Source organism: Pseudonocardia hispaniensis (genome assembly GCF_042658695.1).
Lineage (GTDB): Bacteria > Actinomycetota > Actinomycetes > Mycobacteriales > Pseudonocardiaceae > Pseudonocardia > Pseudonocardia hispaniensis.
This window is the reverse complement of the sequence record NZ_JBHSQW010000026.1, coordinates 155,248-165,809: the sequence shown is the minus strand read 5'-3', so window position 1 is coordinate 165,809 and position 10,562 is coordinate 155,248. Positions and strand designations below refer to the sequence as shown.

The window sequence follows — 10,562 nt, the reverse complement described above, 5'->3', positions numbered from 1 at the left end:
ATCACCGCGACCGCCCCGGCATCCTCGGCGATCCGCGCCTGCTCCGGAGTGACCACATCCATGATCACCCCACCCTTGAGCATCTCGGCCATACCGCGCTTCACCCGTGAGGTGCCGGCCACGGAAGCAGAACTAGACATCGTCATACCTTTCACGAGGGGTGGCGGCGGGCGCCGCCGATCACGGGTTCACTTCGCGGCTCGCCGGACGACGACGGGAGCCAACGTGCAGAAGGCCCTCCAGAAAGCAACCTGGAGGGCCTTCCGCAACTCTGGGGTCAGCTGGTGGCGAAGCTCAGCGCCTGGTCGAGGTCCCAGAGGATGTCGTCGATGTCCTCCGTGCCGATGCTGAGCCGGATGAAGTCCGGCGGCGCACCCGCCGCGACGAGCTCCTCCTCGGTCAGCTGGCTGTGCGTGGTGCTGGCCGGGTGGATCGCCAGGCTCCGGACGTCACCGACGTTCGCGACATGCTTGAACAGCCGCAGGTTGTTGATGAACTTCTCGCCGGCCTCCCGGCCGCCGTGGATGCCGAATCCCATGATCGCACCCGCGCCGAGCGGCAGGTACTTCTGCGCCCGAGCGTGGCCGGGGTGGCTGGCCAGGCTGGGGTGCTTGACCCAGTTCACCGCGTCGTGCTCGCTGAGGAACTTCGCGACCGCGGCGCCGTTCTCGACGTGGCGCTTCATCCGCACGTCGAGGGTCTCCAGACCCTGGATCGTGGTCCAGGCGTTGAACGGCGACTGGCAGGCGCCGACGTCGCGCAGGATCTGGACCCGGGCCTTGATGATGAACGGGGGCAGCGGGAGGTCGGCGTACACCAGGCCGTGGTAGCTCGGGTCCGGCTCGGTGAACTCGGGGAACCGGCCGCTGCGCCAGTCGAAGTTGTTGCCGTCGACGATGATGCCGCCGATCGTGCTGCCGTGGCCGCCCATGAACTTGGTGGTGCTGTGCAGCACGATGTTCGCGCCGTGCTCGAGCGGACGGCACAGGTACGGCGAGGCGAAGGTGTTGTCGATCATGAGCGGGATGTTGTTCGCCCGCGCGATCGCCGACACCTCCTCGAACGGGAACACGGTGATGTCCGGGTTACCCAGCGTCTCACCGTAGATGATCTTCGTGTTGTCCTGGATGGCGTCCGCGAAGGTCGACGGCTCGTCGGGGTTGACGAACGTGACGTCGATGCCCATCCGCTTCAACGTGAACTTGAACTGGTTGTACGTACCGCCGTAGAGGCGGCTGCTGCTGACGATGTGGTCGCCGGAGTTGCACAGGGTCAGCACGGCCATGGCCTGCGCACCGTGCCCACTGCTGGCGGCGAGCGCGGCCGCGCCACCCTCCAGGCTCGCGACCCGCTGCTCCAGCACGTCCACAGTCGGGTTCATGATCCGGCTGTAGATGTTCCCCAACTCGCGCAGCGCGAAGAGGTTGGCCGCGTGCTCGGTGTCGCGGAACTGGTAGCTCGTGGTCTGGTGGACGGGGATGCCGAGGCTCCCGGTCGCCGAGTCGGGCTCCCAACCGGCGTGAATCTGCCTGGTTGCGAATCCCAGGGTTCGATCGCCTTCCACTTCCTCGTTCTCCTCTCAAACAGCCTCGGGGGCATGAAGACCCCAACTCAACACCACGTCGGCGTCCTCGTCGTACTTTCGGGGCGTGCGTCTACTGTGATGGCGACCGCGGAGACTGCTCTCCCGTTCGACCCCGTGTGGAAAGTTGCTGTTTGCCTCCCAGGCGACAACGGAGTTGTCCGATGCGGAGCCCTGTAGGGCACCGCCGACCACTACCACAGGCAGCCCCGAGGGCGGCCTCAGTACCGCGCAAAACAGTCCGGTGATCCGTACAATTGGACACCCTACGATACGGTGATGGCCACCACAAGTGTCTGGTTATGGCCATCGCCCGTTCCGGTCATGCCACCAGCCTCGCCTCAGCCACCGCCGCGGCCCACGAACCCGGCCAGCAGGCCCGGTGGTCCCGGTCGACACCGACGCGCAGGTCAATGACCCCGCGCCGACAGCCCGCGGCACCCCTGAAATCCGGCCGTGAATCTTGCTGTCAAGACCTAGAACCTGCAGGTCAACGGGGCAAGGAAGGTTTCAAGAAGGTTGTTGGTCCTATGATTTGGAACACATGGAGTCCGTGCCCTGTCGGCCGCTGCCCATGGCCGCTGCCCCGAGGTACAACCCCCCAAATCCCCTGGACGCCGCGCGCCAGGCTCGTACGTTCCGCGCGGCACTGCAGTGAGCGCTGTTGATCGTCGGAGTAAGGCGAGTCGGTACTGGATCACCCGTACCGGCCGAATATCGACCGCAGACTGGACGGAGCACTCGCGATGGTGGATGTGAACCTAGGGTTCGACAAGGCAAAGCTCGGCTCGCTGATCAACCGAGTCAAGGAGAACCCCGAGACCGGGAAGACCGTATGGACCGCGACGACGCGGTGGGACAAGGGCTTCCGCAGCGAGGCGACGATCCGTTCGCACACCGTGGCCATGGACGAGCCGATGCAGCTCGGCGGGTCCGACACCGCCCCTAACATGGTCGAGGTCGTGCTCGGAGCCTATGGGTGCTGCCTGACCACGGGTTTCGTGGCCAACGCCGGCATGCTCGGCATCGAGTTGGAGGGAGTGGACATCAACCTGGCGGGAGATCTCGACCTCCAGGCGTTCTTCGGGCTGAAGCCTCCGGAGGAGGTTGCCCCCGGCTACACCGAGGTGCGGGCGGAGATCTCGCTGAACGCACCCACCGCGACGGAGGACCAGCTCAAGCAGCTGTATGACTCCGTCGTCGCCACCTCGCCGGTCGGCAGCATCATCGCGCGGCCGGTGAAGGTCGTGACCGAGCTCAAGTCCTGATCCGCTCCCACCCGAGGGCCCCGGCCAGTCGACGGCCGGGGCCCTTTCTGGCTTCTCAATCGGTACGCACATTTAGACATTTCTGGCGCTGGCAGGACAGGCCCGCGGCGACCAGTCGACGTCCCGGCGATCCCGCCCGCCGGACCCGCGGCGCGGGGAGGTTACAGGGAGGATTCCACCATTAGGGTGTGGCTCCCGACACACCGAAGCTGGCTCAGCCCGCTCCGCCCGGAGCGTCGCACGAGGAACAACGACCTTCCCCCGACCTTCTGGTCCGGGTAGCTATCCAACGAGACCGCCACCGGCTCGGTGCGCGGAGATTGAATCTCGCCATTCGGTGTTCGTCAGCAATTTCATCAATGCCGTCGACCTCCAGGAAGGCGCATACCGAATATGAGTGCTGCCGACTTCCAAACGTCCGTCCGCCCGGAAATCCCTGCATCCCAACCGCAGCTCAAATACGCCCGTTCACGTTCCGTGTGGGAGGGCAAGATGAAAAGCCGCCTGCAGATCCGACACTTCTCCCACTTCTACACGGGCGAGCCCGAGCACGTGGGCGGAGACAACTCCGCACCCACTCCGATGGAATACGTGGTCGCCTCCTTCAACGGCTGCCTGACGATCGTCATCGAAATGGTGGCGAAGGAGCTCGGGGTGCCGCTCGAGGCCATCGAGATGGAAACCGAGGGCGCCATCGACCAACGCGGGGTGTTCGGCACAGCGCCGGTCTCCCCGCACTTCAACAGGGTCATCAACCGCACCCGCGTGCGCACGAGCGCCGGCCAGGAGGCCCTGGACGAGGTCCGGCGCAGGGTCATGCGCCGGTGTCCGGCATTCAACCTGATCAGAGACGCCGGGGTGCCGATCGAGCTGGACTGGGTCGCGGAACCCACGACGTCGGGGTCGTGGCGTGAGCCGAGCCCGCAGGGAGCGGCGCGATGACCGCCGCAGGGGCATGGACCCTCGGGCTCGCACTCGTCTACACGCTGGCCCTGATCCTCGCCGGGCAGGTCGCGAAACGCCGGGCCGGACGCGGCGACAGCTATTTCGTCGGCGGTCGGCAGTTCACCGCGCTCACCGTCGCACTCTGCGTCACCGGGCTGTTCTCCGGATCCTCCTTCATCGCAATCCTGGAGCTGAGCTATCACACCGGAATATCGTCGATCTGGTATGGGATCGCCGAAACGGTGCAAATTCTGCTGATCGCACTCGTGTTCATCGGCCCCTTCCGCCGACGGATGGTCGTCACGATCTCGGGAATGATCGGCGACCGTTTCGGCCGCGTCGCTCGCGGGGTGGCCGGGGCGATCACGGCATTCACCTTCCCGATGTGGTCGGTCGCGACCGCCATCGCGTTCGCCTCCGCGCTGTACGCCTTCACGGGACTGTCGATCCACGTCGCGGTCGCCTTCACCGCGCTGCTGCTGCTGCTCTACCTGTCCTCCGGCGGGATGTGGTCGATCGCGTTCACCCAGACCGTCAACTGCATGGCCTTCCTGCTGATGCTCCTGGTCGGGCTGGTCGCGTTCTTCATCACGCCCGGCTGGAGCGGCTTCGTGGCCGCGGCCGCGAGCCATCCGGAGTCCTTCGAGATGGGAGCGGTCGGGCTGCCCTTGATCATCGCGTGGTTCGGCACGTTCATCGTCAACGTCATCCTGGCCCAGGCGACGTTCCAGATGGCCGGGTCCTGTCAGACTCCGGCGGAGGGCAGGCGCGGGCTGCTCCTCGCGGCCCTGTTCGGGATCCCGTTGATCCTCGGGGCTGTCGGCTTCGGGATGGCGGCGGACCTCGTGCTGCCCGACCAGAAGCTGGGGCTGGTTGCGGTTCCGCTCTACATCTCCCAGGTGCTGCCCGCCCCGCTGGTCGGGGTGTTCTTCCTGGGCGTATGGGCATGCACCCTCGGCTGGGCGGCGCCGTGTCAGTTCTCCGGGGCGACCAGCCTCGGCCGCGACGTCGGCCAGGCGATCAACCCCGAGGCGAGCGACCGCGACCTGGTCCGCTACACGCGGTGGGCGCTCATCGCGATGACCGGCCTGATGATCGTTTTCGGGGCCCTCCGGACGGAGCAGTCCGCCTGGTGGAACGTGCTGGCCTGGACCCTCCGGAACGGAGCAACGTTCGCCCCGGTACTCGGCGTGCTGCTGTGGCCGCTGGCGACCCGGCGCGCCGTGCACGCCGCGCTGATCGCCGGGTTCCTCGCCGGAATCGGGTGGTATCAGCTCGGCGGTTGGATACCGACCAAGTACTTCTTGGGCGTCCATCCGGTCTGGGTGGGTATGAGCGTCAACCTGTTGACGCTGATGACGGTCACCCTGATCGAGACTGCCGGGACAACGCGCTTCGGCGCGACGACCGACCTGCGGCGCCGAGTCGGGCTCGGCTTCCTGGCCGCATCGGTGGCCGTCGCGCTGGCGACCGGTTGGGGCTGGACGTGGCTGCACTCCAACGGCATGTCCGGGCTCGCGGTGTTCGGCGCACTGACGTCACTGTCCATGGCAACGTTCCTGCTCGTCCAGCGCGCGGACGACGCGGCCACGGACGTGGGGCCGGTTGAGGGCCACACCTCGGCGGTCCCGGTCCGCAGTTGATCCCCCGACCCGGGGGGCGGGCCGCGCGGTACGCCCCTCGGGCAGGGTTCCCGGATTGGATGGTCCGACCCCAGAATGGCGAGGTGCAGTGGCCGGCGTCATGAGGATTCACATCGATCTGCTCGGTGAGTTCACGGTTCGGGTGGGCCACCGGACGATCCGGGACGCCTGGGAACAGCGGCGCGCGCTGGACCTGGTCAAGGTGCTCGCGGTGGAGCCCACCCATCGGCTCCACCGCGAGCAGGTGGTCGAGGCGCTATGGCCACATCTGGCCACCGAAGCGGCATTCGCCAACCTCCATCGCGCCGCCTCCCACGCCCGCACGATCCTCGGTGCCAAGGAGTCGGTCGTGCTGCGGGGCGGCCAGGTGCGCCTCTGGCCGGACGCCTCGATCTCCACGGACGTCGAGCAGTACGAGGCGGCGGCCGACCGGGCTCTGCGCAGCGGCAACCCGCAGTCGTGCGTCGCCGCAGCGGCGCGGTACGGCCCCGGCCTGTTGCCCGGCGACGTCTACGCGGAGTGGACGGCCACCGCCCGGGACCGGCTGCGCGACCTGCAGTTGCGGCTGCTGCGCCGTGCCGGCCGCTGGGATGCGGTCATCGAGCACGAGCCCGGCGACGAGGAGGCCCACCGCGAACTCGTCCGCACGATGGTCGCGGACGGCCGTCGGAATGCGGCACTTCGGGCGTGCCAGGACCTGCGGAAGGCGCTGGCGGAGCTGGGCCTGGGGCCCGGCCCGGAGACCCTCCGGCTCTGGCGGGAACTGTCCCTCGTCGCGACGCCGATCTCATCGGCTGAGCAGGACCAGTCGCCGCTCGTGGGCCGCGAGCAGGAGCTGGCCGCGGCGCGGGCGCTGCTGCATCGGGCGGGACTCGGCCGGGCGGGCACCCTGCTCGTGGCCGGCGGAGCCGGCATCGGCAAGACGCGGTTCTGCGAGTCGCTGCTCAGCCACGCGGGTGCGCAAGGCTGGACCACGCTGCACGGTGCGGCCAACCGGGTGGAGGGCGCTGCGCCGTGGGCCGCGGTCGCCGAGGCGTTCGACCGGCTCCTGGTGCAGCGACCGGACCTGCTCGGCTCCCTCACCGCGCCGGCCCGGGAAGGCCTCGCCCAGCTGTTCGGACGATCGACTGCGCCCACCTCCGGAGCCCGTCCCCTGCTGCCCGGGCGGCAGCCGGTCCTCTCGGCGGTCATGCAGCTGCTCACCGGGGCCGCGCGAGATCGGGGGGCGGTGCTGTGGATCGACGACGTCCACGAGGCTGACGAGGCCACCGTTCAGCTCCTGCATTACCTCGCGCGCGCCGCGCGCGGTGAGCGGGTGCTGCTGGTGCTCGCCCATCGACCCGAGCGGCTGACCCCCGGCGCGGCCGCCGTCCGCTCCAGCCTGCTGGCCGGGCAGGGCGCCACGGAGATCGAGCTCGGCCCGCTGTCCGAGCCGGAGACCCGGGTCCTGGTGGAACGGCTCGCCGGTCGACGCGTTCCCGACGCCGCGGTGGCCGCAATCCACCGGCTGGCCGAGGGGAACCCGTTCTTCAGCGAGGAGCTCGCGGCGGTGCTCGGTCCCGATGGGACGCTCAAGATGTCCCGGCGCCTCTACGAGATCGTGGACGGCCGCGTGGGTGCGCTCGAGCCGAACCTGCGGGCAACGCTGCAGAGCGTCGCCCTCGTCGGTACCCAGTTCACCGCCGCGGACCTGGCGGATCTGACCGACCTCGACGAGTCCGGCGTGCTCGCCGCGCTCGACGCCGCCCGGCAGGTCGGGATCATCGTCGAGTCCTCGGGGGGCTACCGGTTCCGGCACGTTCTCTACCGGGACGCGCTCGTCGCCCTGCTCCCGCCACACCGCCGGCGCGCGGCCCACCGGCGCACGGCCGACGCGCTGGCCACGCGCCGGGCCGCGCCGGGCCGGGTGGCACACCATCTGCTCGCCGCGGGCGCGGGGACCGAGGCCGTGCCGTGGCTGGAACGGGCCGCGCGCGGCGCCGCCGCCGCGGGCGCGGTGGCGGTCGTCCGTGGTCTCGTGGACCACGCGCTCGTGCACGCGCCGCAGCGCCCATCCCTGCTGGAGCTTCGGGCGGACTGCCTGTTCGCCTCGGGGACACCCTCGTCGCTGGCCGCCTACAGCGAGGCGATTGCCGCGGCCCGGGGCCACCGCCGCCGCGGGCTGCGCATCCGGCAGGCCCGTGCGGCCGTCATGCTCGGCGACGTCGCCACCGCGACCCGCGCCCTGGACGGCCTGGTCCCCCATGGCGCCGTCGAGAAGGTCAGGTTGCACGTCGCCCGCGGCTACGTCGCGCTCGCCCAGGCGGATCTCCCGGCCGCCGAACGCGACGCGACCGAGGCACGGCGGATCGCGCTCGACGAGGGACTCGTCGTCGATCTCACCGAGGCCGCAACGCTGCGCGCCCTGGTCGCGCACAGCCGGGGCACCTGGCCGAGCCAGATCGAGGCCGACCTGCTCGACACCAGCCGCACCCCGCAGCTCGCGGCAAGCATCCACGACGGGCACCTCTGCGTCGTGGAGCACTATCTCTACGGTGACCGGTCCTACCAGAAGCTGATCACCTTCGCCGAACGGCTGCGCGACACCGCCCGGCACAACGGCGCCGAACGAGGTGAGGCGTTCGCGACGCTGGTGCTCGGCGAGGCCGAACTGCTGGCCGGGCGAGGAGACCCCGCCGAGACGCACCTGCGGGAGGCCGTCGAGCTGCACCGCCGGATGGGGTCGTCCGCCGGTGAGTCGCTGGCCCTGCAGCGGCTGGCCGAGGCGAGCCTGCTGCACGGCCGATCCGAGCAGGCCAAGACACTCCTGGTCCGGGCCCTGGATCTGGCGCGCGAGTCGTCCCTGCTCGTGCGGCACCTGCTGCCGCGTATCTACGGCACCATGGTCCGGGCGGCGGGCAACCCGGCCGAGGCACTCGCGGTCATCGACGAGGCCGAGTCGGCGACGGCGGAGGCCCGAGAGGCCTGCCGGATGTGTGCGATCACCTTCGCCGTCCCTGCCGCCTTCGCCTGCGTCGACGCGGGCGCGCTTCCTCGGGCGCGGCACTACCTCGCCCTGGCTAAGGATGTCGCGCCGCCGCTGGGGCGGGCCCAGGCGTGGAACGCGGCGATCGCCGAGCTCGAAGCGGCGCTGGCCACCGCGGAGGGAGACGACGCGGTGGCGGTGAACCGGCTGCAGACCGCCGCGGACCTGTTCGCCGCGGCGGGCCAGCCTCGCGACGCGCGGCGCTGTCTGGGCGGGCTCGCCCTGTCCGGGTAGGGATCGGTGGTTCAGGCCAGGATCCGGGTCAGCGCGGGGGCGATGTCGGCCAGCCGCCGTACCGGCTGGCTGATTCCTCCACCGCGCGCGGCGAGCGCGGCCGCGGCGGCCTCGGCATCGGGTGCCGCACCGCCCGGCAGCGGGACGAGCACGTGCAGCCGGTCGATCCCGTCGAGCGCGGTCAGCGGGTCCTCACCCGCGGTATGCAGACAATCCGAGAGCAACACGACCATCCGCTCCTCGGCGACGGCGCCGGCGAGCTGGGTCGATGCCTCGCGCAGGCCCGCGGCAAGATCGGTGGTGCCGTGCCCGCGCAGCGCGACGAGCTCGCAGATCAGTTCCTCGGGTGGGCGGCGGACCCCCTGGCGCTGCAGCGTCCGCACCCCGGCGCTGAACGCCAGCACGCCCGGTTCGAGCCTCGCGCCTCCCGTCTCGCCGGCCAGCACCACGCCGGCCGCGGCGACCGCCGCGAGCGCCACGGCCAACCCGTGCATCGACCCGCTGATGTCAACGACCAGGCAGATCGCGCGCCGATGGGCCGTCCAGGTGCGGGTGATGAGGTCCTCGGGTGCGGGTCGCCGGGAGATCCCGGGCTGCCAGCGGTCAAGGGTGCGGTCGAGGTCGAGGTCGCCCTCGCCGCCGCGGGAGGAGCCGATCTTGCGGGTGCCGCGCGCCTTCGCCGGGCCGACCCTGCCGAGCTGGATGAACACCCGCCCGGCGAGTCTGCGCGCCGCGGCGCGCAACTGCGCGTCGGTGGCCATCGCGAGGTCGGCCAGCAGCGCGGCCGCGCGCTCCGGATCGTCGGCCAGTGCCGCGTCGAACGCCTCGGCATCGAGCTCGCCGAGCTGCGGGGAGATGTCCTGGAACTGCTCGTGGCGCGCGGCCAGCTCGCCACGGCCGAGCGTGCGCTCACCGCGGTTGCGGTGTGGACGCTCCGGGGAACGGCCCGCCGCGCCCGGCGGCGGGCCGTCAGCTTTTCCCTGCTCGCTCCCGGACTCGGGATCCGCGCAGCGGTCCGGCGGTTGCGGTTCGTCCTCGGGCCACAGCCGGTCGAGCAGCTCGTCGATCACGGACTCGGGGGTCCGGTCGACGCCGTCGGCGATCCGGATTCGGCCCGAGAGGGCGGCGTAGGCGGCGTCGCGGGCGGTCTCGCGGGCCGGGACGCGCTCGCCGCGCAGCTCCCCCAGCCCGGTGAGGACCAGGCTCAGATCGATCGCACCGCGCACCGACGACCCCATCCGCACGTCGCGGTGCTCCCGGGTGGCCCTGGTCAGCGCGACGGCGAAATCGGTGACCGCGCCCTGCACGCCGCTGACCGAACTGGTGATGGCGCGTTCGGCGGCCTCGTCCTGGTAGCCGAGGACGACCCGGCACATCCGGTCGGCGATCGCCTGGCTCACCCGGGCGGTGCCGATCGCGTCGAAGGGGTTCATCGCGGCGATGAGCCGGAACTTCGCCCCGGCGCGCACCGTGCCCAGCCGGGGAACCGCGATCTCGCCCTCGGTGAGCACGGTGATCAGGACGTTGAGCGTCTCCTCGGGGACCCGATTGAGCTCCTCGAGATAGAGCAGCCCGCCGCTCGGAGGCTTGCCGGAGAGCGCATCGGCGCTGCCGCGCATCGCGGTCAGCAGCGGTCCGTCGACGAAGCTCGCGGGCAGATAGCCCTCGGCGAGGACCTGCGATGGGTCGAACGCGCCGATCAGCCGGGCCGGGGTCAGCTCCGCGTTGCCCTCGACGAACACGACGTCCTGACCGGCGTCGCGGGCGATGGCCCGCAGCAGGGTCGACTTGCCGGTACCGGGCGGACCCTCGATGACGACGTGCCGGCCGGTGGCCAGCGCGACGGTGAGCACCTCCCGCTCCCG

Annotated in this window: 6 protein-coding genes and 1 pseudogene; 4 read left to right on the top strand and 3 right to left on the bottom strand. The window is 70.5% G+C overall.

Features of this window, described 5'->3' with window-relative positions; all coding sequences use genetic code 11:
- Positions 1-140: pseudogene (locus tag ACFQE5_RS13375) on the bottom strand (pyridoxal 5'-phosphate synthase lyase subunit PdxS); the annotation flags it as partial.
- A 137-nt stretch (positions 141-277) separates the two neighbouring features.
- The gene (locus tag ACFQE5_RS13370; RefSeq protein WP_379585220.1) at positions 278-1,564 is read right to left on the bottom strand and encodes an O-acetylhomoserine aminocarboxypropyltransferase/cysteine synthase family protein; all 1,287 of its coding nucleotides are present in this window, start codon (positions 1,562-1,564) and stop codon (positions 278-280) included.
- A 764-nt stretch (positions 1,565-2,328) separates the two neighbouring features.
- Here ACFQE5_RS13370 and ACFQE5_RS13365 point away from each other — a divergent pair.
- The 4 genes from ACFQE5_RS13365 to ACFQE5_RS13350 all read left to right on the top strand — a co-directional run bounded on the left by ACFQE5_RS13365 (position 2,329) and on the right by ACFQE5_RS13350 (position 8,697).
- On the top strand, positions 2,329-2,850 hold the full coding sequence (locus ACFQE5_RS13365; RefSeq protein ID WP_379585219.1) for an OsmC family protein: 522 nt from the start codon (positions 2,329-2,331) through the stop codon (positions 2,848-2,850).
- 393 nt (positions 2,851-3,243) lie between these two features.
- Positions 3,244-3,792, top strand: coding sequence for an OsmC family protein (locus tag ACFQE5_RS13360; protein ID WP_379585218.1), 549 nt, complete (start codon positions 3,244-3,246; stop codon positions 3,790-3,792).
- On the top strand, positions 3,789-5,438 hold the full coding sequence (locus ACFQE5_RS13355) for a sodium:solute symporter family protein (protein WP_379585217.1): 1,650 nt from the start codon (positions 3,789-3,791) through the stop codon (positions 5,436-5,438). Before ACFQE5_RS13360 ends, ACFQE5_RS13355 begins: the two co-directional genes overlap by 4 nt.
- Positions 5,439-5,538: 100 nt before the next feature.
- The gene (locus tag ACFQE5_RS13350; protein WP_379585216.1) at positions 5,539-8,697 is read left to right on the top strand and encodes an ATP-binding protein; all 3,159 of its coding nucleotides are present in this window, start codon (positions 5,539-5,541) and stop codon (positions 8,695-8,697) included.
- A gap of 11 nt (positions 8,698-8,708) precedes the next feature.
- Here ACFQE5_RS13350 and ACFQE5_RS13345 read toward each other — a convergent pair.
- The coding region (locus tag ACFQE5_RS13345) for an AAA family ATPase (protein ID WP_379585215.1) at positions 8,709-10,562 on the bottom strand (1,854 nt) is incomplete at its 5' end.